We start from the raw sequence: 21549 nt of genomic DNA on the forward strand, positions 1-21549 counted from the left end.
GTAGCAACCATGCGACGTCTGGCGCATCTGGGGTCGGTCGCGCTCATGTGCGGATCTCCGAACGATGCCCACTCTTTAGGTCTGGCCGACGGGGTGGCGTACGTCGGGCGAGAACCTCCGCCTCGGCAGGCGGCCTTCTCAGTTGCCGCCACCGGCACCGCCGCCCGGTCGGCCGCCACCGCCGGGGCCGCCCATCATCTGGTTGGTCAGCTCGGTCACGCTCTCACCGTTGACCGTGATCGTGCCGCCGGTGAGGGTTCCGGTGCCGTCGAAGTCGAAGGCGGACTGGGCGGTGATGTCGAGGACACCACCGGTGATGGTGAGGTCGCCGTTGCTGTCGATCGCATCGGTGTCGCCGGGGCCCATCACGATCGTGATGCGGCCTCCGTTGATCGTGATGCTCAGACCAGTCGTGATGATGTCCGACGCCGCGGCGTTGATCCCGTCGTCGGATGCGTTGATGGAGATGTCACCGTCGTCGATGACGATCACCGGGGCTTCGATGCCCTCCACCGACTCGACGACGTCGATCGTGCCACCGGTGATCGAGAGATGCTGCTCGGCCTTGATGGCGTCGTCGCCCGTGGTGATCGTGATGTCACCACCGCTGATGACGAGTTGGCCCTTGCCCAGGTCGGTGTCGTTGCTGGCCTTCATGGCGTCGCCGGTGGCGTCGATGGCGATCGTGCCTCCAACGACGATGAGCGAATCCTTGCCGCGGATCCCGTCGTCCACGCTGGTCACGTTGATCGTTCCGGACTCGATGGTCAGATCGTCCTTGCCCACGATTGCGTCAGCGAAGTTCGCGGTGACCTCGAGGGTGCCGCTGCCGCTGATGAGTAGGTCGTCGGCTGAGTAGATGGCGCCGTCGATCTCTTCGTCGGTGCGGGTGGCGGCGTCGGAGACGGTGTTGGTGGTGCCCTCGACGATCTCCAAGACGGTGGTGTCCGCACTGACCACCTCGATCGCCGGACCGACCGCGCTCTCGATGGTCGCGCCATCGAGCACGACCCGCACGGCGCCATCGGTGTCCACCGTGACCTGTCCGGTCGTTGATCCGGCCAGCACGTAGGTCCCAGCATCAGTTATAGCCAGGCCCTCACCGGTCAAGGTCACCTCGGTGGTGGGCAGGTCATCCCAGTTGGTGTCGTCGGTTAACGGCGTTGCCGTCGTGGCCGTGGTGGACGTCGTATCTGTCGCTGCCGATGTTGTGGAGGAGCCGGTCCCGGCGGACTCGTTGCTGGACGAATCGCTCGAGCACCCACCCAGTACCGACAACATGACGAGGCCCGACATGGCCGCAGCCCGCGCGTTGGTGATCTTCTTCGAACTCTTCGGCATCACTGCGATCCTTGCTCGGTTGGGGGATACAAGATGCGTCGGGTGAACACGTCTTGTGCCTTCGACGCTAGGAGTGCAACCGGTGCGCCACTTGTGAGGTTTCTGTGAGTTCGCTGATAGCGGACTCAGGATCTGGTAGTTCCACCTTCATGAGCCACCCAGCTTGATTGGGGGTCCGTCACCAAAGCCCCACCCCTTTGTCTCAACCCACGAGGGTGAAGCCTTCGGCTATCGCTGCGCTTCGCAAACCTTTGTCGAACACCGCCATTGCCCGGGCGGAGGGATCCGCGTTTCGCACTGCGATGGCACATGCCAGTTGGACTGCGTCGTAGGCGCGCAGGCGGTGGCGGGCCGATTGACGGGCCGCCTCGACCAGCGTCGCCTCGTCACATGAAACGACCGCAAAAGCCGGGTCGTCAGCGTGGTCTCCGTGGAAGTCGTGCTCGAATGCTCTCACCAGGACGTTGGCATCGTCGACGCTCAACTCGCCGGCTCGGACCTTTCCCCAGAACGCGGCCGGTACCTCGACCCGAGCCAGGCTGGAGATGACCACCGGGTCTGCGATGGCCCGAACCACCTCGTGGTCGACCTCAGGGACGTACAGCTTGACCAGCGCCGACGAATCGGCGAATACGGTCACCTCTGATCGGAAACGTGATCGCTGAGCGTCCGACCGGTAGCGGCCCGGGCCCCCGCCTCGGCGATGGCCTCCATTGGAGGTCTGTTCCCCGGTAGGCGAGCTGGCGTGGCCAAGAGGCCGGCGCGCCTCAATCGTTCCCGAACCCGCTCCGAGGGCGAATCGGCAAGATCGGGATCGGTGACGGCATCGAGGATCGAGGTGACGTAGTCGTTCATCGAGCGCCCAGCGTCGGCAGCCGAGGTCCTGACCCTCTCGATCAGGTCGTCAGATGCTCGAATCGTCAGCTGCGCCATCAATTCATGGTAGCAGGCATGCCTGCAGTTGGGCTGATCAGATGGAGGGTTTCACGTCCATCACGACCTCGAACTCGAGGAGGTCGGCGCCGGTGCTCACGGGCTTGGCTTGCTCGCCGGCGTGGGCGGCTCTGGCGTCACCGTCGCGCCACGCGGCGAAGGACTCCTCGTCCTCCCAATGGGTGACGACGAAGTAGCGGTCTTCGCCCTGAACCGGCCGAAGGAGCTGGAACCCGAGAAACCCTCTGGCCTTCTCGACTGCCCCGGCCCGGGCCCCGAACCTACGCTCCAACTCTTCGCCGGCCTGCGGCGGAACTCGAATGGCATTGATCTTCAAAACGGTCATGGGCCAGGACCCTAGGGTCCTAGAGCTCCCAAGGGCGGGTGTTCAAAGGGTGCGGCTCGGCTGGGTCGACCAGATGCCAGACGCCCACGGCATCTCCGATCGAGGCACGCCGACACGCCGGGCCGCCGCCGACTAGACCGTCGACCGACCCGGGAGGCCCCATTGAGACCGCTCTGCTGCTCCATCAACGTCACCATCGATGGCTGCGTCGACCATCGGGCCGGCATCCCGGATGCGGAGCTGCACCGCTACTGGGCGGAGCGAGTGGCACGGGCCGATGCCATGGTGCTCGGGCGAGTGACATATCAAATGATGGAGGAGGCGTGGCGCAGACCGCCGTCGGGGGAGTGGCCCGAATGGATGGACGACAGCGATATCGCCTTCGCAGAGAACATCGACACGGTGCCCAAGTACGTCGTGTCTTCCACCCTGGATCACCTCGACTGGAACTCCGAGCCGGTGGAAGGAGATCTGGGTGACGCGGTTCGCCGGCTCAAGGCCGAACCGGGAGACGGCCTGTTCGTAGGTGGGGTCACCCTTCCCTTGGCCCTGGCCGATCTCGGGCTCATCGACGAGTACGAGTTCGTGGTCCTCCCGGTAGTTGCGGGCCACGGTCCCAGGCTGCTCGACGGGCTGGGCGAACGGTTGGAGCTCGAGCTCGTCGGGCGCCAGGAGTTCCGCTCGGGCGCTGTAGCCATGCGCTATCACCCCCGGACCTGACGACTCCGCGCCGACTCGTGGCGGGTTCGAGCCGTGGTTCGAGTTGTGGTTCGAGCCGTGGTTCGGGCTGTGGTTCGAGCTGTGGTTCGAGTCGGGGAGGCAGCGATCTGGCCAGCGGTCGGGGCTCCACCGAAAAGATCATGTAAAGGGTTGCAAGGCACTTAGAGGCATGGCTATGATCGAACACATGTTCGTTCCGCCACCACAGGTGAAGGTGTCGAATGAGGCGCTGAAGTCGCTTGAGGGCGAGTTGGCCGAGCTGTGCGGCATGGCCAATGCAATCAACGGGCGCATGGTCGAGCTGATGGCCGATGCTTTGGACCGCAACCTCTGGGCCGGGTGGGGGATCCACTCGCCAGAGCACTGGTTTGGGTGGAAGACGTCGATGGCGCCGGCATCGGTGCGCGGAGTCGTCGCTCTGGCGCGCCGGTACCGAGAGCTGCCGCTCACAACCGCGGCGCTGAGCGATGGATCTCTGTCTCTAGCCCAGGCGGCGCTGATAGCCCGCCACGTCCCCGCTTCCTACGAGACGTCGGTGATGGAGTTCGCTCCGCAGGCAACCGTCTCACAGCTTCAGCGCACGTTGCCCAAGGTTGCGTTCGATCCAGATCCCGAGCCAGCCCCAGAGGCCACCGGTGCGCCCGAGGCGAGTACTGGGAATGCCATGGCAACCGATGACCCGCCCGGCAACGAACCAACCGACAGCGGCGCCAACGGTGCGGGCTCCGACTCCAACTCCGACTCTGGCTCCGACTCTGGTTCCGACACTGGCACGAACCCGACCGGGCCGAAACGAACACGCCTAATTGAGGAACGGCGCGATTGGGCCATGGGGCAGAACGAAGACGGGTCGTGGTGGTTCAACGGTCACCTTCCGGCCGACGAGGGTGCCCTGCTGCACCACGCGGTGAAGACCGCCCGAGACGATCTGTTCAACCAGGCCAGCGCTGGCCTTCCCGAAGGGGCAACTCCACCACGGGTGTCGTTGGTGGATGGCCTGCTGGCCATGGCCGAGACATCGTTGGCCGCGGGCCAGGTGAGGTTCCCGTCTTCAGATCGCTACCGGATCTATGCCCATCTCGAAGCCAGCCCCAATTCCGGGGGCTCCAACGTGCTGTCGTTCCACTTGGGCCCGGTACTGCCCGAGCACCTTCGACTGCTCCACACCTGTGACGCCAAGCTGTGCCCGGTGCTCGAACGAGATGGCACCCCGATCAACCTGGGTCGAGATCAGCGGATTGTGCCCCGCCGGATCCGCCGCCTGATCGAGCATCGAGACGGTGGCTGTGCCGTTCCGGGCTGTGGCCGCCGCTTCGGGCTGGACATCCACCACATCACCCACTGGGAACACGGTGGCCCCACCGACACAGCCAACCTTGTCACCCTGTGCCGAGGGCATCACCGGCTCCACCACCTCGGAGGCCTACAGATCTGGGGAAACGCAGATCTACGCCACCAGCCCGAAGGTCTCTGCTTCGCCGATCAGTGGGGGTACCCACTCCGTCCCACCGGCACTCCCAAACCACCCGATCTCACCAGCGGTCACGTCGCCGCGGCAGCCGGTACCAGCACCGGTATCAACACCGGGCCGTACCGGCACCCATTCGGCGAACGTATCGACGCCGCCAATATCCACTTCCGCCAAGATCCGAACTGGGTTGCACCCCAATACCAGTCCGGTGAACCGTCACCACCTGAGCCACTAGACCCTGAGTTGGACCCAGCATCAGAGCAAGTGCCGGACCCGAAGAACCCACCGGGGACGGCCCGGTCGTGGCCGTCGGCGAGCAGCGATGACCGAACTCGCAGCGGAGAAGACCCGGCCCAAACCACCGACCCAACCCGGGCCGGCCCCGAGGCGGCCTGAGAAATGCTGACGGCGGTGGGAGTGGCAGGGGCGCCTATCGTGGCGTCCGCCCGGAGCAACAGTCGCGCTGGGTCAGCCGTACCCATGACGCTTCCCGACCGCTCAGTCCTTGTTCGTATCGCCCTGGTTTGGGTTGCAGTTTGGGCGGCGGTCACCTTCAGCGGGCTGCTGTCAGACCGGGCCAGTCTGGTGTCGTCGAACTTGTTGCAGGCCCTGGTGCCAGCAGCGGCCGCGACCGGGTGTTGGTGGGCGGTGAAGCGTTCGCCCACCCGGGTGGATGGTCGGGCATGGACGTTTCTCGGGGCATCTGCGGCGGCGTGGTCTGCGGGCCAACTGGTCTGGACCGCCTATGACGTGGTCGGGGTCGGATCCCCGTTCCCGTCGGTGGCAGACATCGGCTACATCGCCGCGATCCCGCTGGCCTTGATCGGTGTGTGGTCGATCACTCCGAAGGTGGCGGCATCGACCCGGCTGGTGGCGGTGGTGGACGGCCTGATTATCGCTGGGTCACTGGTGGCCATCAGTTGGCCGCTGGTGCTGGCGCCGGGTTGGGACACGGGCGAGGGAGGCCGCCTGCTGGTCGCTCTGAGCTTGGTCTACCCGGCTGGCTCCCTGGTGATCGTGTCGTCGATCCTGATGGTCCTAGTGCGCTCCCAGCGTGGGGGCACCATGCCAATCGTCGCCCTCGCCGGAGCCATGTCTCTGCTGGGGCTGGCAGACAGCTATTTCGTGTGGCAGGCATCCCCAGGGCATCGAAGCCGATCTCTCGCTGGCAGACGGGGCTTGGGTTGGAGGTCACCTGCTGCTCCTCGTGGCCTCGCTGCGGTATCCGCGAGGCGTCGAAGGTGTTCGGCTGACCCCGGGAATGGAGCGGTCGTTCCGCAGGTCTGCGGTGCCCCTGACCTTGGCCTGCATCGCCATGGTGGTGCGGGTGGTCCTGGCCTCGACCGGGCATGTGGGCGACGCCTTTCTCGATGTGGTGATCGTGGTGGTGGCGGCGCTGATCGTGGTCCGTCACCTGATGGAGATGTGGGAGAACCGTTCGCTCACCCAGGCTTTGGAGGTCAAGGTCGGCGAGTTGACCGCTCGAGAAGCCGAGCTCAGCCACCAGGCACTGCACGATCCGCTGACCGGCCTGGCCAATCGTCGACTGTTCGGCGATCGTGTCGACCACGCGTTGGAGAGGAGCCGCCGGACTGGTGAACGGACAGCGGTGCTCTTCATCGACCTAGACGACTTCAAGACCGTCAACGACAGCCTCGGTCACCCCGCCGGAGACCAGTTGCTCGTCGGCGTAGCGACGCGGATTTCTGCTTGTGTCAGGCCGGGAGACACCGTGGCCCGGCTTGGCGGCGACGAGTTCGGAATCGTGATGGAGGGTCTGGCCTCACCCGATGAGGCGGCAGTGGTGGCAGCCCGGGTTCTCGATGCCCTCGAGATCGCATTTCCCCTCGACGGGCGCCAGGTGTTCACCAAGGCAAGCATCGGGGTCGCCCACGCCGATTCCGCGCCGGGGGCGCGAGGCGAACAGGTGCTCGCCGATGCCGATGCCGCCCTCTACGAAGCTAAGGCGAACGGCAAGGCAACCTTCCGTCAGTTCGAGGAGGAGATGCGAGAGTCCGTGGTGGCACGCCTCGAGATCATCCAGGATCTGCGGGGTGTCTCGGCGCCGGGCCAGTTCGTCTGCCACTACCAACCCATAGTCGAGCTCTCCACGGGACGCACCGTCGCCGTCGAGGCGCTGGTGCGGTGGGACCACCCGGCCCGGGGTCTGCTGGGGCCCAGCTCGTTCATTGCCTTGGCCGAGGAGACGGGCGTGATCGTCGAGCTGGGTCTCGAGGTCGTCAGGCAGGCCACTACCCAAGTGGCGCAATGGTGGGCTCGAGGTGACCTGCCCGAAGACCTCGAGCTGCACGTGAATCTCTCAGGACGCCAACTCGAACAGTCAGACCTCGCAGCCCAGATATGCGCCGTGGTCGATACCGCTGGCTTCCCGCGACCAGCTGGTCTTGGAGATCACCGAGAGCATCGCCGTAGACATAGATCCTCGACACCTGGAACGGCTGGTCGAACTGCGCGAGACCGGGATTCGTCTGGCCATCGACGACTTCGGGACCGGCTACTCGTCGCTGAGCTACCTGCGGACCCTGCCCGTCGACGTATTGAAGGTAGACCGGACCTTCGCCGGCACCACCGCCGGTGCCACCGACCTGGTCCTGATGGAGGCCATCGTCAGGTTGGGCGATTCCCTCGGCATCGACGTGATCGCCGAGGGAATCGAGCACGGTGAGCAGGTCGAGTCACTGGTCGGGTTGGGATGTGACCGGGCCCAGGGCTACCTGTTCGCACGGCCGGTACCAGCAGCCGACCTCCCCGAGGTCGCGAGAACGACCTCGCAGTCCCGGTCTGTTCACTGAGCGCGGGGGTTCACTTTGCTCGGCTTCCCCTTCAACCAGTTCATGGGCCAGGAGCCGGGCACCAACGAAGAGATCGCCACGTTCTGCTCGACCGCCACCCGCTCTACGAGAAGTTCCTGGTGGCCCCGGGGGAGAGAACTCACCGGCCGGTAAGCGAGGCCATGGCCTGGGTTGCCTGGTCGAGCCAGAAGGTGGCTCCGGCACCTTCGGCCGCCGTTAGCGCCGATGAGAGGTAGGGCTCGGGGTCATCACCTGACGCGAGGGCAAGCTTGGCCAGGTATAGGTCCACTGGTCCGAGGGACAGCGAGATCACGAATATCCATTCGCCTGAGCGCCCCCTGAGCGTCTCGACGATCTCGGGCGAGGATGCCAGTTCCGGCCGATAGTGAGCGACCAGCTCTGCGTACATCACCGCCGTCTCGAACAACCCGCTCAGCCCTTGTTCGGCGGCAATGATCTCATCGAGCACTGCCTCGGCCTGAGCGTGGTGGCCGCCTTTGAACCACGTCCACGCTGCGCCGATCCTGAAGGTCTCCCCCATGAACGGAATGATCAAGGGGTCGTCGGCCATCTCGAGGTAGAGATCGGCCATGTCGGGAAGACCGTTCTCCAACTGCATCAGCCCGACTCGGGCTCCGCGAATGGCTTCATCCAGGTAACCCCGGAGCATGGCGGTCGAGTGGAAGGAGTTGAGCCACTCCAGCGACTCTCGAAGGCCCACGACGTCGGCGGTGGCTGACTGGATGACCGCCAAGCGGGCTCTGGAGATCAGGTCGGCCGCGTTGTCGCCGGTGGGATTGCCGATCAACGGGGTCAGGGAGTCTCTGGCGCTCTGCAGTTGACCGTTCCTCAGCATCTCGGTAATCCGGTCGAGGGTGGCCCCTGTTTCGGCGTCCGGATGGGTCACGAGGTCGACAGTGGTGAGCCGGCTCCCGGGTGTTTCAGATTGGTCGAGCGGGCTATTGGCAATCGCGGTGAGAAGTCGGATGCCCGACCGCGACGTGCGCTGCTGTGCGGCGATCTCTGATCTTGCTCGCTCGGAGAGGCAGCGATTCGGGATTGCATCTAGAGATTTTCGGGCCCTTTCTCTGCCCTCCACATCGAACGCGCACATGCGTTCGATGTGGCTGAGGAGTATCGCCCGCTCGTCGGTCTGAGCGGAGTCGAGGGCATCCAGGGTCGCCCAGCACGACTCGATGTGGGCGTCGTAGTTTCGGAAGCGATGATCGAACACCGGCATCCGGTTGTCGAAGATGTGGGCTCGAAGGATCAGGTCAGGGTCGCCAGCCCTGACGGCCAGGGCCTGGGCCCGCTCGGCTGCAGCTACGAATTGCGGGTCATGCACATCCTGGGCGATCTCGAGAATCGCGATGGCGTTCAAGATCGACAACGTCGCATCCATGTGGAGATCGTCTCCGGGCGAAATCGCCTCGGATGCACATTCGATATAGGCGAGGGCAGTCCGCGGCTCGCGGTGAATGGCATGTTCGGACGCCCGAACGAGGTATTTGGCGGCGACGGTTGGGTCGGCGGCGAGGATGCCTTCGGTGGTGTGGTGCGCAACGTCATGAAGGTCGGTGCGGTCACTCTCGAAGAGAGCCTGGGCCAGGCGCCAGTGGGTCTGAACCCGTCTGGTGGTTGAGACCTTGTCCAAGACGATGTTGCGGGCAAGGTCATGTTCCCAACGCCAGCGGTCGAAGCTGTCCTCGACGACCAAACCATTGAGAGCCGCGGGTTCGATGGCATCGATGGCGTTGTCGGGTGGAATGCCCGCCACAATGCACCGGGCCTGAGCTCCCACCGCTGATTCCGGCGCACGGCCAGCTCGGAGTTGGTGATGTGGCGCAGCGTTGACACCACCAGGTATGGGTTTCCTCCCGTCACCCGTTCGATGTGGCCCGTGAGCTCCTCGGGCACATCGTGGCCGGCCGATTGTTCGACGAGGTCGTGCATCTCCTGGTAGCTGAGACGGCCCAGCTGGATCGACCGGCAACGAGGGTGTCTCAGCAGTGTGGGCAGCGCGGTGGTGAGTGCGGACCTGTCCGTCAGATCCCGTGGGCGGTAGGTGGCGATGACAGTTAGCGGTATGGGAATGGGGTTGTTGGCAAGGTGGGTGACCAGGGCCACCGTGGATGCCGGAGCCCAATGCAGGTCATCGAGCACCAAGAGCAAGCCTTGGCCGTCGGCAATGCTGGCCAACCAAGCACCGATCGAGACGATGATTCGATGGTCATCGTCTGCGTCTGAGAGCTCGTGCTTGCCGGCTGGGCCGACTTTGTCCTCTAGAGCTGGAGATATCGTCGCCAGTAGGGCGAGGGTCGATTGTGGGAGATGGTCAAAGGCTCCAGGATCGCGAGCCAAATGACGCTCGATCGCCATCGAGATCGGACGGTGCGCGCTGGAGATCGACGGGTCACAGGCTCCGTAGAGGACCCGGATCCCAGCGTCACTGGCGGCCGGGGCTGCCTCACCGGCCAAGCGGGTCTTTCCCATTCCGGCGTCACCGCCGAGCATGATCACCTGGGGCAGATTCTCAGTCCTGGAGGCAGCGATCGCCGCTTCGATCGCTTCGAGTTCGTTTCGGCGACCGGCCAGCCTCGTCGGGGTCTGGAACCACGAGAGGTCCGCGGCAATCGAATGAGACCCCTGTTCGGCTTCCGATCTTGCGGTGGAGTCAACCGTGGATGGTGCTTGTGGAACGGAAGCAGTACCAGGCTCCGTGTTCGAGGTGGCGGTAGCAGACCAGCGCAACAGGCTCCGGTCTTGCTCGATGATCCGTTGTTCGAGCTCGCGTAGACCTGGGCCAGGTTCGAGGCCAGCCCCCTCAATCAGCACGGCCCTCGCTCGTTGGAATGCGCCCAAGGCTGCGGCTTGGCGGCCGGAGCGATACAGAGCCGTCATGAGCATCTCCCACCCGCGTTCCGCGAATGGGTCGGCTGCCACGGTTGCTTCGAGGTCGGGGATCAGGTCTTCGTCCTCGCCGCAAGCGGAGCGTGCCTCGAGAAGCAGGTCCCAGGCCCGGGTCCGGGTCTCGCTGATGAGGCGCAACTGGACCAACCCGTCCGGTGTCGAGGCCAGTGCCTCGGCCGCCTCACCTCGGGAGCCCGAACCTCAGCATCGATCTCCCGGCGGGCCGACACCAGCTCGTGCAGGGTTCGGTTGGCGTGGACGTAGGAGGCGTAGGTGCCTTCAGCAGGCGTGTCGGCTGAAGCAACCGAGATGTCCCACGGCTTCAACGTGCGATGGTCGTCACCGTTCTGTGACGGAGATGCCGGCGTCGCATTCACGTCGATGACCGGGGCGGGCGCTGGGGCCGGCCGGGGGGCCGAGACCAACGCCGCGGGTACCACCACTCTCGCGGTGACGCCTTCGTCGTCGTTCGACGACAGTTCGACGGTGATTCCGTGGGTCTTGGCGAGATGGCCGATCACGTAGTGGCCGAGGTACTTCGAAGGAGTCGTGTTGAACGTTTCCTCGCCGCTCAGTCGGGAGTTGGCCTCCTTCAACGGCTCTGGGCGCAAGCCGATGCCAGAGTCGTCGATTCGGATCACGTAGCGGCCATCGCTCAACAGACGTCCACTCACGGCAACGTCGGTCGTCGGCGGTGAGAAGGCAAGGCCGTTCTCCAGCAGTTCGGCCAGCAGGTGAGCAAGGTCCTTGGCAACCTGTCCGGACACCTCAGATGTACCCAGGTCACCGAGCACGATTCGCTCGAACTGCTCCACCTCGGTAACCGCGGACCGGACGACACCTTCCACTGCAACGGGCGGGCCGAAGCTGGTGCGACGCTGAACCTTGGCAGACCCGGCCAAGACGATCAACGATTCGGCGTTGCGTCGCACCCGGGTGGCCAGATGGTCGACGCGGTAGAGCTCGTTCAGGCGCTCCAGTTCAGGCTCTGAGCCCTCCAGGCCGGCCAGCACTTCGAGTTGCCGGCCAACAAGGCCTTGGACCCGACGACCCAAGTTCACCAGGGAGTCTGCTGAATTGTGGCGGAGACCAGCCTGTTCTACGGCCAGGTTGAGGGCGCTGGCCTGTACCGAGTTCAGCGCCGTGGCCAATTCGGCCACCTCGGTCACGGTCGAGGCAGGCATCGACGTCATCTCAGGCATGGCGATGTCCGTTCCCGTCGGGGTATCGAGAACCGAGGCAACCGAGGCAGGAAGCGTTTCGCCGGCCATGACGAGGGCTTCCTCGGTCAGACGCTGAATGGGTCGGATCAGTCCACGAGCCACCATGAACGCGCCGCCTAGCGATCCTGCGATGGTCACTGCGAGCAGAATCAGGTTCCATGTCCGGTCGGCCTCTGCCGCTGCGATCAGCTCGTTGCTGCGGGCCTGCATGGCTTGGACGGTTGCATCGCCCGCGTCGAAGGAGTTGGGGTGGCTCTCGTCGGCGGCTGCATTCAACACAACGGTGAGTCCCGTGCCCGTGCCTGATTCCAGGAATTCCTTCAGATGCTGGGAGAACTCCTTCTGCATCGGGCGGTTGATCCAGCCTTCTACAACCTTCTGGGTCGACGGGGTTCCGGCCAGGAGATCAATGGAACGCTGTTGGAAGTAGTCGAAGTTGGCCCGCTTCTTGGCGATCTCGACCCGCTCACCGAAGCCGATTGGATCACCGGAGTCCTGAGTGATCTTGGGCACGGCGATGTCGCGGAAGATCTGGGCCTGGAGGTCTGCGGTCCTGGTCTGAAAGGCGAGCGATCGCCCCATGCTGCGCAGATCGGTATCGGCGATGAGCTCCAACGATCGATCGTTGGCGTTGTGGAATAGGTCGATGAGGTCCGAGTAGTCGCTGAAGACCCCGTCGGCCTTGGTGATCTGTCCCTTCCCGCGCCCGGTGGTGGAGTCGACACTGTCCCGAATCTGACCGATCATTTCCTCCGTTGAAGTGAGTGCCCCTCGGTACGTCTGTTGCACCTCGGGTTCGGTCGCCTCGAGTCGACGCCGGAATTCGCTCAGCAGTTCGTCGGTGGTGGCCCGTGCGCTGGGGTTGTCCTTCGCTCTGAGGTCGGCACCGGCCTCCAAGCCAATCATCCAAACTGCCGCGTAGTTGCGTTCATCCTGTAGGGCGCCAACCAGGCTGGCGGGACCGGCCGTGATCTCGGCCTGCTCATGCTGTCGGCGAGCCATGTCGAGTTGGTGGCCGGCCCGTCGCACGTTCATTCCAGCCACCACGGCCAAGGCCGCAACCGGCAGGGCCAACATGGCCAGCAGTCGAATTCTGATCGGAACGGTCTTCATGGCTTCTCCCTCAGACGAACAGGTGTTGAGGAGAATGTCGGCGCACCCGGTAGCGGCGGGGTCGGCGGCCGGTAGCGGCCGGTAGCGCTCCGGTAGCGCGAACGCCCTAGATGGTGAAAAGGTGCAGCACACCAGGCCGAGTCCAGGGCTGGGCCACGACAGGAAGAGCTGGAGTTTCTCCTTGCTGGGATCCCTCACGTGACCGGTGACATCGAGGTGATGCCATCGGTTTCGCTCACCGCGGGAGGAGCAACGGCCACCGTTCACCCGGCGATGGGGGGGCGGCTCGGTCAGCTCGACCTTGGGTTCGGCCCGCTGATCCGGTCACACGCACCCGACCTCGGATGGGACGAGTGGGGTTGTTATCCGCTGGTCCCGTGGTCCAACCGGCTCCCGGGCGGGAGGCTTCGCTTTGGTGGGGTGGCAGCCGACTTCCCGCCGAACTGCGCTGACGGCAGCGCCATCCACGGACTGGTTGCTTCGCGCCCGTGGAAGGTCGAGGCCAGCTCCGGCCACGCCATCAGCCTGATCGTCGACGTGGTCGACGGCCCGTACCGCCTCCGCGCCTCCCTGTCCTACGAACTCGAACCCCGAGGATTGGGGGTCTCGTTGTCTGTCATCAACACGGGAATCGAGCCGGTTCCGGTTGGGATCGGCATCCACCCGTGGTTTCGGTCCGCAACGGTTTCGTTACCGGCGGAACGGCGTTGGCCCGGTGAGCCGATGCCGACGGGACGGCCCGTGCCGGTCGAGGGCTGCTACGACCTGCGGGGCTGGGTCAACCCCGAACCGATGGACGGTTGCTTCACCGCGCTCACCGCAACGACGGCCACGATCGGGGAGCTGGCCCTGACCTGGGAGGGACCGGTCACCGACGTGGTGGTGTTCAGCGGTGTTCCTGGGTGGGTGTGCGTCGAACCGGTCACCATGGCCAACGGCGCCTTCGGCCTATCGCCGGACGACGCCGTCGCTCACGGTGGCCGGTTCCTGCCCCCAGGGAAATCCCTTGCTGTCGCCTATCGGTTCGACGCTCTCACCTAGGCGCCTTGGCGTCGCGTCCAGCCTGCTTGCGCTTGTTGGAGCTACGGGTGGAGGCGTTGGCCTTCTTGTCGACGGACTTTGGGTACCGGCCGTGATCATTCCACGGCGATCGGTTGTGCGCTCCACGGTCGGGCGGCCCGTCTCGTCAATCCATGGGGTCGAATCGGATGCCGGCGTGGGCCTCGAGTCGTTCCACCAGGCGGTCACCGAAGGCGGCAGCCGGGGTCCAGAACCCTCCGGCCAGGTCGTCGGGGCCGGTCTCCACCAACGTGCCCGCGGCCTCGGCCAGCATGCGCGCCGTTCCGGCATAGCCCGGGTCGCGGTCGCCGGTGACCGGGTGCGGATGGTCGAACCTGAGCGGGTGGTGCCGAAGAACCTCAGGTCGAACGAACCCTTCTCTTGGGTTTGCACGGTCGGTCCCTGGCCTGGCTTGGGCAGTACGTAGCGGGTGAGAGCGCGCCGGGTGGGACCGATCGCGGCCAGGCCCATCCCTGCCACCAGGCCTGCGGACAGGCCACCGGCCTTGGCTGCCCCGAGCGGGCCAGTGCCCATCGACATCGCTTCGTCGTAGGTGAAGTTCGGTCCCCACCGCTGGCCCAGCAGTGCGTTGGTGCGGTGGACGACCTTCACGTTCACGCCGGCCATCACGAACGGTGCCACCCACTGTCCAGAGACGTTGTCGTGCTTGGGGCCTCGCAACTCCGCTGAGATGGAGCCGGTTCGCAGGTCGACGGGGTTGAGCCCTCGGGCATCGGACAGGAAGCCGCGCAGGGTCGGATCCGACGATGCCTCATCCATCACGTTCATCATCGAGGCCATGGTTCCTCCGCTGGCCCCACCTCGGAGCGAGGCCACCCGCATGGCGACGGTCTCGCACGGCTCACCGAAACGTTCCATCGACAGCTGCTGGAGGTGCCATACACCCAGGTCCGACGGCACGGAGTCGAACCCGCACGCCGGCACCAGCCGGGCTCCGCTCATCTCCGCTGCCGTGGTGTGCTCGTCGATCATCCGGCGGATCCACTGCGGCTCACCGGTCGAATCGCAGTAGTCGGTGCCGGCCGCGACGGCCGCGGCCACCAGGGGTGAGCCGTGGACGGCGAAGGGGCCGACGGTGGACACGATCACCTTGGTCGACCGGGCCAGGTCGGCCAGAGCGGCACTGTCGGCGGCATCGGCCACCAGTCGTTCCTCGGCGCCCGTCTCGGCCGCCACCCGGGCCAGTTTGGCGGGGTCACGGCCGGCGATGGCCCAGCGAAGAGGACCGTCGGTGCCGTACCGCTCGACCAGACGGCGGGTCAGGATCTGGCCGACGAAGCTCGTGGCCCCGAAGAGGATCAGGTCGAAGGTGCGGCGTTCATTCCCCATGGGTCAGGCCTACCAGGTATCAGGCGGGTTCGGCCCTTCCTCCTGAACCAGGCTCTGGCACGGCCAAGCCCGCGGGCTGGTCAGGCTCCTGGGTCGCTTTGCCGAAGACCACCGACAGCGGGATTACGCCAGCCCACACCGGGAGGTCGAGATCCTCGGGATCGTCGACGGCGCCGTGGCCGCGCACCTTCACCGACCCTTCGATGATCGAAACGCACATCACCAGCGTCTTGCGCAGCTCGGTCGCGTTGGCGGGGCGGGCCTGGCCGGAACGACCGGGAACGGCGTGGTCCACAATGGCATCGAGGGCGGCAGCCTTCTCGGTGTCGTCGGTGACCTGACGACCCCGTCCCCGCAATACGACGCAGCGGAAGTTCATGGAGTGGTGGAAGGCGGAACGGGCCATCACCAGCCCGTCGAGGATGGTCACCGTCACGCACACCTCGGCCTCCACCCCGGACCTCAGCAGGCCGTTGGCCGCCGCTCCGTGCAGATAGAGACGGTCCTCGACCCGGCCGTAGGCCATTGGCAGAACGACCGGCCCCGATTCGGTGGCCACCCCGATGTGGGCGACGTAGGCCTCGTCGAGGACCGAGTAGGCGAGCTCACCGTCGAAGGTCACCCGTTCCTTGGCCCGACGCGCTCGGGTCCGATCGGTCTCCAACAGATCAGCGGTACCGGCCATGAGGCCCATCGTTGCTGTTGTGCACGCTCACCCTCCAACAGATTTCGAACCCCGTCTCGCTATCGCGGCCATCGGGCGACGGTGTAGGCCTACATTGGGGCCATGGCAGTTGAGCGCGGTTTCCGGTTCCTGGTGGCTACCTGCGGGTTGACCCTGGCGAGTGTGGCGATGGTGGGCTGTGGCGGCTCGTCGGACAAGGTCGCCGACAGCCCGACCACCGAGGCGAGATCGGTCGACACCGGATCGGCGGGTCCGGGTACCGAACAGGACCCGACCACCACGACTACCTCTACCACCGTTCCCTCCACCACGGTCCCGTCCACGACGACCACGACCATCCCGACGACGACCGCGCCTCGCTCGGGCGGTGGCGGCGGAACCAACGGCGGTGGCGGCGGAACCAACGGTGGTGGTGGTGGTGGTGGTGGCGGTGGCGGGGCTGGGTCGTCTGGTCCTTCGCCCGACGGTCTGCCCCCCGGCATGACCTATGGGATGCCCTGCGAGGTTGGTTCCCACGCCGACTGCATCGACCCCGAAGGTGACGGGCAGGGTGTCCTGCTTCAGGATGGGGCCTTCTGCATGTACGAAACTGCGGCGTCGATGGGACCGGAGATCTGCCTCGACCTCGACGGTGACGGCAAGGCCGGATACCCCGACGCCGGGTAGCGCGACCAGCGGAGCAGCACCGCGACCGGTCAATGATGACCGTGATGTCGTATAATGCGCATCATGCGCACCACCGTCGCGATCGATGATCACCTTCTCGCCCAAGCCAGAGACCAGGCCCGCAGGAGCGGGGTGTCGCTGGGTGCAGTCATCGAGGACGCCCTTCGGATGCAGTTCGCTCGTGTCGCTCCCGATTCGGCGCCCGAGATCCCGGTGTTCGCCGGTACCGGTGTTCACCCTGGGGTAGACCTCACCTCCAACAGGGCGCTGCGCGACCTGCTCGATGAGGGAACGGATCTGGACCAGCGGCGATGATCCTTCTCGACACCAACGTGGTGCTCGCCGCTCAGCGATCCGACCACCCCCATCACGGTGTTGCTCGGCCGTGGCTGGCTCACATCGTCGATCGGCGAAAGAGCTTCGGAGTTCCTGCCACCGTCTGGGCGTCCTTCGGCCGGCTCACCACCGATCGACGGGTGTTTCGGGAACCGACACCTATCGCTGATGCCTTCGGGTTCATTCGTGCAGTCGTGGGCCAGCCCGGGTATCAGCGGATCGAGGCCGGGGAGCGACACGTCGAGGTCTTTCAGGCGATGTGCATCGAAAACGAGGTTGCAGGGGGCCTCGTGGTCGATGCTCACCTAGCCGCGCTGGCCGTCGAGAACGGAGCGGCTTTGGCCTCCTTCGACCGCGACTTCGCTCGGTTCAGCAACCTCGAGTGGATCCTTCCCACCAGTCCAGGTCTGTGACGCCTAAGGAGGCGAGCCGATAGGTGAGCCGACCCATAAGCACGGCATGGTTAACCGAGGCGAAGCCTCGGTCTGATCACCCTCGCAGCGACGACGACCGGACCTATCCGCTCGGGTCCTACGCGGTGAAGCGGACCAGGGCCAGGGCCAACACGAAGGCGGTTTCGGTGGGGATGGCCAGGCGGGTGTAGGGGTCATCGGCAGCGCGGTCCACGACGGTGCCCACCACCCGGGTGGTCAGGACGGCGACGGCCAGGAAAAGCACACCGGTGAGCGCCTCCAACTCCAGGCCTCGGCTCCACAGGTAGGCGGCGAACCCGGCCAGGCCCCATGACACGGCGCCGTAGTAGCAGCGGATCTCGGTCTTGCCGGCCGGGCGCACCCAGGCCAGCCCGAACCGGTCGGCCAGTTCGGGTCGGAACAGGAATCCGAACCCGAACACCACGAAGTATCCGATGGCCCCGACAACTGCGAACTCGACGGCTGACATGGCCGACATATTGGCCGGTCTGACCCTCAGCCGGTGTAACGGGCTCCTCCGGTCACCGGGGTGGCGGGCGCGGCCGCCGGCGGTGGAGACTGCGGCGGTGGCGGCGAGCCCGGGGATCGGGCGTCGACCTCGGTGACGTGGGCCACCGAGATGGCGCCGTCGGGGATGGTGGCGTCGCTGACCACCTTGTAGGTGGCCACCAACTTTTCAGCGGTGAGGTCGACGACGGTGTAGCCCCGCTTGCGGGCGTTCACGTACTCGACCCACGGCAACGGCCGAACCAGGCCTTCGGCGGCGTCGACCAGGTCGGCGGGGAAGGTGGACGCGACCGAGGTACCGACCAGTTCGGTGCCGATCCGGGGCGTGGTGACGTCCTCGAGATCGTGGTGGAGGTGGGCGACGCCCGCCGCGTGGATGTCGCCGGTGCAGATCACCGGGTTGGGGCGGCGGCGCAACATCTCCCACACCGTCTGGCGGTCCTCGGGGTAACCGTCCCACTGGTCCAGGTTGAAGAACGGGCCGAACGGCATGGGGGCGAACACCGTCTGTTGGCCGACCACGTCCCACACCGAACCGGACGTCTCGAGCCCGTCGCCGAGCCAGGCTGTCTGGTTGGCGCCGAGCATGGTGCGACCCGAACCGACACGGTCGGGGCAGTCGGTGATGGCGCCATCACACGGGGCCGGGTCCCGATATTGACGTCCGTCGAGCATGTGGAAGGTGGCCAGGTTGCCCCACGAGAAGCGCCGGTAGATCTTGAGGTCGGGTCCGGTGGGGGCCTCCAGGCGGACCGGCAGGTGCTCGAACCAGGCTCGGTAGCCGGCGGTGCGGCGGGCCAGGATCTGCTCGGAGGTCTGGTCGTTCTGTCCGACGTCGCCGGCGTAGTTGTTGTCGACCTCGTGGTCGTCCCAGACCGCCACCATCGGGGCGGCGTGGTGGGCGGCCTGGAGGTCGGCGTCGCTCTTGTAGACGGCGTAGCGGTTCCGGTAGTCGTCGAGGGTGAAGATCTCGGTCTCCCCCTGGGAGCGCACGGGCCCGGTGGCGGCGTTCTCATAGATGTAGTCGCCGAGGTGCAACCACAGGTCGACGCCGTCGGCGGCGAGACCTCGCAAAGCGGTGTAGTAGCCCGACGAGTAGTGCTGGCACGACACGAACCCGAACCGCAGGGGAGCGGTGCCCGAGGCGGGGAGGGTGCGGCTGTGGGCCACGGGGCTGTCGAAGCCGTCGGCGCTGAAACGGACCCACCACTGCGAGTCGGGGTCGAGACCGTCGACGTCGACGTGGACGGTGTGGGCCAACTCCGCCACCGCGGTGGCCGAACCGGAACGGACGACCTTGGAGAACCCGGCGTCAGAAGCCACTTCCCAGGTGACGGCGACCGGGTCGGGGGCCATCCCCCCGCCGTTGGTGGGGTCGGGGGCCAGGCGGGTCCAGGCAACGAACCCGGTGCTGGTGGGGTCACCGGTGGCGACCCCGAGGGTGAACGGGTCGGCCCCGATCCGGGCGGTTCGGGTGGCGGCGGGCAGGGCGAGCCCGGCGGCTTGGATGCGAAGGGTGGCGACGGTGGCAGCCGCCCCCACGATCAACGAACGACGACCGATCTGCTCCATGGTCCGGATGGTTTCACATCGACATCCCTGATGCGCCGGATCGGGGGTGGTCGCGGAGGTCTTCTTTCCAGGAGCGGAAACGCTGGTGGACGGTGCCGCTCGGGCCGGTGCCGGTCGCCGTCCCGTCGGCGTGGAGGCGGAAGGTCACCACAGTTGGCCCACTCAAGGAGCCGGTATCGGTGCCGGCGCTCTCCAAGGTGTCGACGTGGGCAGCCCAGTAGCGGGCGTCGGCCTTGGTGGCCGGCCCGGCCCGCCACAGGAGCCACGGTCCGATCCTGCGCTTGTACTGGGCTTCGGGGGTTCCGGGCAGGTCGTCGCCCAGGTGCAACAGATCGTCGGGGGCCTCTATCCACGCCCGGGCGGGGATCGAGCGGTCCCGTTGCGGGGTGGCGGGAAGGTCAGTGGTGTGGACCGGCCGGTCGTCGATCGGACGCTCGTGGTAGGGCAGAGCGTCGCCGGAGTTGTCCATCGACCGAACGTAGCGGGCACACAGGTACGAATCGTCAGGTGGACCGAATCGTCAGGTGGCCTGAATCGTTAGGTGGGAGGCGTGTGCAACCGGGAGACTGGGGTCGTGAAACGCGCAAACGACTCCTGGGACGGCCAGCCGATGGACCGGGCAGCTACCGATCAGAAGTCAGATGCCGCGGTCGACCTGGTGGTGACCGATCTGGACGGGACCCTTTGGCACACCGACGATCACGTGGCTCCCGACGTGGTGGCTGCGTTCCTTCGACTGCAGGCGGCAGGGGTGCCGGTGCTGGTGGCTACCGGGCGGCGGATCGACAGCACCCGTCGGCCTCTGGCCGCGGTCGGTCTCGCCCCGCCCGCGGTGGTGCTCAACGGGGCGCTGGGGCTCGACCTGGCCAACGGTGTCCGCTTCCATCGGGCCCCGTACCGGCAGGGGGAAGCCGCGGCGGTGCTGGCGGCGTTCACCGAGGTCGGGCTCCAACCGGTGGTCCACGTGGACGGGGGAGAGGTCGACGGGATCCACGCCTTGTTGGGCCCGGCGCCGACCACCCACCCCGAACACGCTGCCAGCTTCGGCGATACCGCCCTCGTCGGTGACCTGGCCACCAACCTCGATCGCTACCCGGTGTTGGGATTCTCGGTCATCGGCGTCGACCACGCCGCCTGCGTGGCGGCCCGTGACGCGGTCGGCGACTCTTCCGAACCCCACCTCGACCGGTCGCTCGACTATCCCGGTTTGGCCACCCTCACGGTGGCACCCAGTGGCCAGTCCAAGTGGGACGGGGTGCTGGCCTACTGCGCCGCCCATGGTCTGGATTCGACCCGGGTCCTGGCCTTGGGCGATGGCAGCAACGACCTGGAACTGCTCGACAACGCCGCGGTGGCCCTCGTTCCCAAGGTGGCTCACCGTGAGGCGCTGGCCCGGGCCGACCACGTGATCCCCGCCGCCGCCGAGGGTGGCTGGGTCCAGGTCATCGATCACGTCTGGCCCTGACCAGCCGGGTCAGACATCCTGGCCGGCGGCTGGATCAGAATGCGAGCGCGACCCCGAAGGGGTCTGATGCGTGTGTGGTTCAGAGGACGGGAGCCCCATGGACGACTTCGCACAACTGGTGAGAGGTGAGAGCCGGGGACTCATCGCGGCCGTCCAGGCCATCGTGGGCGACCGTTCCCGGGCCGAGGAGATCGTCCAGGACGCCTTCGAGAAGGGCTACCGGAGCTGGTGGCGGGTTTCGCGCCTCGACCGGCCGGGGGCATGGGTCCGGCGGGTGGCCATCAACGAGGCCATCTCGGTGGGTCGACGACGAGCCAGCGAGGACCGGGCGGTGGCCCGACTCACCGCCCTGGCGGCCACCGGGCCGGGTTCGGACCCGCTGGCCGCGCTCGACGACGAGGGGGTGTGGGCCGCGGTACGGGCCCTGCCCGATGATCAGGCCTCGGCGGTGGCCCTTCGCTACGGCGCCGACCTCGGGGTCGAAGACATCGCCCAGACGCTCGGGGTGAGCGTCCCCGCGGTCAAGTCCCTCCTCCATCGGGGCCGCGCCTCGTTGCGTGGTTCCGAGCAGTTGCAGTCCTACGTCTCGTGAAGGCAGGTTCGCC

22 protein-coding genes and 1 pseudogene are annotated in these 21549 nt (G+C 66.3%); 10 read left to right on the forward strand and 13 right to left on the reverse strand.

What is annotated here, in order from left to right; genetic code table 11:
• Window positions 1-138: 138 nt before the first annotated feature.
• The 4 genes from IPG97_11125 to IPG97_11140 all read right to left on the reverse strand — a co-directional run bounded on the left by IPG97_11125 (window position 139) and on the right by IPG97_11140 (window position 2620).
• Window positions 139-1296 (reverse strand): carbohydrate-binding domain-containing protein, encoded by a 1158-nt coding sequence (locus tag IPG97_11125; GenBank protein ID MBK6857069.1) that lies wholly within the window; start codon window positions 1294-1296, stop codon window positions 139-141.
• 247 nt (window positions 1297-1543) lie between these two features.
• On the reverse strand, window positions 1544-1981 hold the full coding sequence (locus tag IPG97_11130; protein MBK6857070.1) for a type II toxin-antitoxin system VapC family toxin: 438 nt from the start codon (window positions 1979-1981) through the stop codon (window positions 1544-1546).
• Window positions 1978-2274 (reverse strand): transcriptional regulator, encoded by a 297-nt coding sequence (locus tag IPG97_11135; protein ID MBK6857071.1) that lies wholly within the window; start codon window positions 2272-2274, stop codon window positions 1978-1980. Before IPG97_11135 ends, IPG97_11130 begins: the two co-directional genes overlap by 4 nt.
• A 37-nt stretch (window positions 2275-2311) precedes the next feature.
• Window positions 2312-2620, reverse strand: a complete 309-nt coding sequence (locus tag IPG97_11140) for an antibiotic biosynthesis monooxygenase (GenBank protein MBK6857072.1) — start codon at window positions 2618-2620, stop codon at window positions 2312-2314.
• 162 nt (window positions 2621-2782) lie between these two features.
• On the opposite strand from IPG97_11140, the gene IPG97_11145 reads away from it, so the two are divergent.
• Together IPG97_11145 and IPG97_11150 are read left to right on the forward strand one after the other, a co-directional pair.
• On the forward strand, window positions 2783-3340 hold the full coding sequence (locus tag IPG97_11145) for a dihydrofolate reductase family protein (protein MBK6857073.1): 558 nt from the start codon (window positions 2783-2785) through the stop codon (window positions 3338-3340).
• A gap of 187 nt (window positions 3341-3527) precedes the next feature.
• Window positions 3528-5207, forward strand: a complete 1680-nt coding sequence (locus tag IPG97_11150; GenBank protein MBK6857074.1) for a DUF222 domain-containing protein — start codon at window positions 3528-3530, stop codon at window positions 5205-5207.
• A gap of 398 nt (window positions 5208-5605) precedes the next feature.
• Here the strand turns inward: IPG97_11150 and IPG97_11155 are convergent, their stop codons facing one another.
• Window positions 5606-5764: a hypothetical protein gene (locus IPG97_11155; protein MBK6857075.1), complete on the reverse strand. Its 159-nt coding sequence runs from the start codon at window positions 5762-5764 to the stop codon at window positions 5606-5608.
• Window positions 5765-6099: 335 nt separating this feature from the next.
• On the opposite strand from IPG97_11155, the gene IPG97_11160 reads away from it, so the two are divergent.
• Together IPG97_11160 and IPG97_11165 are read left to right on the forward strand one after the other, a co-directional pair.
• Entirely contained in the window at window positions 6100-7497 is a 1398-nt protein-coding gene (locus IPG97_11160) for a diguanylate cyclase (protein ID MBK6857076.1), read from the forward strand.
• Window positions 7498-7639: 142 nt separating this feature from the next.
• Window positions 7640-7777, forward strand: a complete 138-nt coding sequence (locus IPG97_11165; GenBank protein MBK6857077.1) for a hypothetical protein — start codon at window positions 7640-7642, stop codon at window positions 7775-7777.
• Here the strand turns inward: IPG97_11165 and IPG97_11170 are convergent.
• The 3 genes from IPG97_11170 to IPG97_11180 are packed head-to-tail and all read right to left on the reverse strand — an operon-like array spanning window position 7764 to window position 13068.
• A complete protein-coding gene (locus tag IPG97_11170) occupies window positions 7764-9026 on the reverse strand; it encodes a hypothetical protein (GenBank protein MBK6857078.1) in 1263 nt (420 codons plus the stop codon). The genes IPG97_11165 and IPG97_11170 overlap by 14 nt on opposite strands.
• On the reverse strand, window positions 9002-10672 hold the full coding sequence (locus IPG97_11175; protein MBK6857079.1) for an AAA family ATPase: 1671 nt from the start codon (window positions 10670-10672) through the stop codon (window positions 9002-9004). The genes IPG97_11170 and IPG97_11175 overlap by 25 nt, the downstream gene beginning before the upstream one ends.
• Window positions 10588-13068 (reverse strand): hypothetical protein, encoded by a 2481-nt coding sequence (locus tag IPG97_11180; GenBank protein ID MBK6857080.1) that lies wholly within the window; start codon window positions 13066-13068, stop codon window positions 10588-10590. The genes IPG97_11175 and IPG97_11180 overlap by 85 nt, the downstream gene beginning before the upstream one ends.
• Between IPG97_11180 and IPG97_11185 the strand changes: the two genes are divergently transcribed.
• Window positions 13069-13911, forward strand: coding sequence for a hypothetical protein (locus IPG97_11185; protein MBK6857081.1), 843 nt, complete (start codon window positions 13069-13071; stop codon window positions 13909-13911). It abuts the gene before it with no gap.
• Window positions 13912-14056: 145 nt separating this feature from the next.
• Here the strand turns inward: IPG97_11185 and IPG97_11190 are convergent.
• Both IPG97_11190 and IPG97_11195 read right to left on the reverse strand, forming a co-directional pair.
• Window positions 14057-15279 (reverse strand): annotated as a pseudogene (locus tag IPG97_11190) (saccharopine dehydrogenase NADP-binding domain-containing protein).
• 19 nt (window positions 15280-15298) lie between these two features.
• A complete protein-coding gene (locus tag IPG97_11195) occupies window positions 15299-15973 on the reverse strand; it encodes a pyridoxamine 5'-phosphate oxidase family protein (protein ID MBK6857082.1) in 675 nt (224 codons plus the stop codon).
• Window positions 15974-16066: 93 nt separating this feature from the next.
• Between IPG97_11195 and IPG97_11200 the strand changes: the two genes are divergently transcribed.
• From IPG97_11200 to IPG97_11210, 3 genes are all read left to right on the forward strand, one after another.
• Window positions 16067-16630 (forward strand): hypothetical protein, encoded by a 564-nt coding sequence (locus IPG97_11200; GenBank protein ID MBK6857083.1) that lies wholly within the window; start codon window positions 16067-16069, stop codon window positions 16628-16630.
• A gap of 63 nt (window positions 16631-16693) precedes the next feature.
• Window positions 16694-16945, forward strand: a complete 252-nt coding sequence (locus IPG97_11205; protein MBK6857084.1) for an antitoxin — start codon at window positions 16694-16696, stop codon at window positions 16943-16945.
• Window positions 16942-17379 carry a type II toxin-antitoxin system VapC family toxin gene (locus IPG97_11210; protein MBK6857085.1) on the forward strand — a complete coding sequence of 146 codons (438 nt, stop codon included), beginning with the start codon at window positions 16942-16944 and terminating at the stop codon, window positions 17377-17379. Before IPG97_11205 ends, IPG97_11210 begins: the two co-directional genes overlap by 4 nt.
• A gap of 118 nt (window positions 17380-17497) precedes the next feature.
• Here IPG97_11210 and IPG97_11215 read toward each other — a convergent pair whose 3' ends face one another.
• The 3 genes from IPG97_11215 to IPG97_11225 are packed head-to-tail and all read right to left on the reverse strand — an operon-like array spanning window position 17498 to window position 19948.
• A complete protein-coding gene (locus IPG97_11215) occupies window positions 17498-17869 on the reverse strand; it encodes a hypothetical protein (GenBank protein MBK6857086.1) in 372 nt (123 codons plus the stop codon).
• Window positions 17870-17895: 26 nt separating this feature from the next.
• Window positions 17896-19479: an alkaline phosphatase D family protein gene (locus IPG97_11220; GenBank protein MBK6857087.1), complete on the reverse strand. Its 1584-nt coding sequence runs from the start codon at window positions 19477-19479 to the stop codon at window positions 17896-17898.
• A 13-nt stretch (window positions 19480-19492) separates the two neighbouring features.
• The gene (locus IPG97_11225; protein ID MBK6857088.1) at window positions 19493-19948 is read right to left on the reverse strand and encodes a hypothetical protein; all 456 of its coding nucleotides are present in this window, start codon (window positions 19946-19948) and stop codon (window positions 19493-19495) included.
• Window positions 19949-20053: 105 nt separating this feature from the next.
• On the opposite strand from IPG97_11225, the gene IPG97_11230 reads away from it, so the two are divergent.
• Both IPG97_11230 and IPG97_11235 read left to right on the forward strand, forming a co-directional pair.
• Window positions 20054-20944, forward strand: a complete 891-nt coding sequence (locus IPG97_11230; GenBank protein MBK6857089.1) for an HAD family phosphatase — start codon at window positions 20054-20056, stop codon at window positions 20942-20944.
• A gap of 97 nt (window positions 20945-21041) precedes the next feature.
• Entirely contained in the window at window positions 21042-21536 is a 495-nt protein-coding gene (locus IPG97_11235) for a sigma-70 family RNA polymerase sigma factor (GenBank protein MBK6857090.1), read from the forward strand.
• Window positions 21537-21549 lie beyond the last annotated feature (13 nt).

The sequence above is a fragment of the Microthrixaceae bacterium genome (genome assembly GCA_016702505.1).
Lineage (GTDB): Bacteria > Actinomycetota > Acidimicrobiia > Acidimicrobiales > Iamiaceae > Aquihabitans.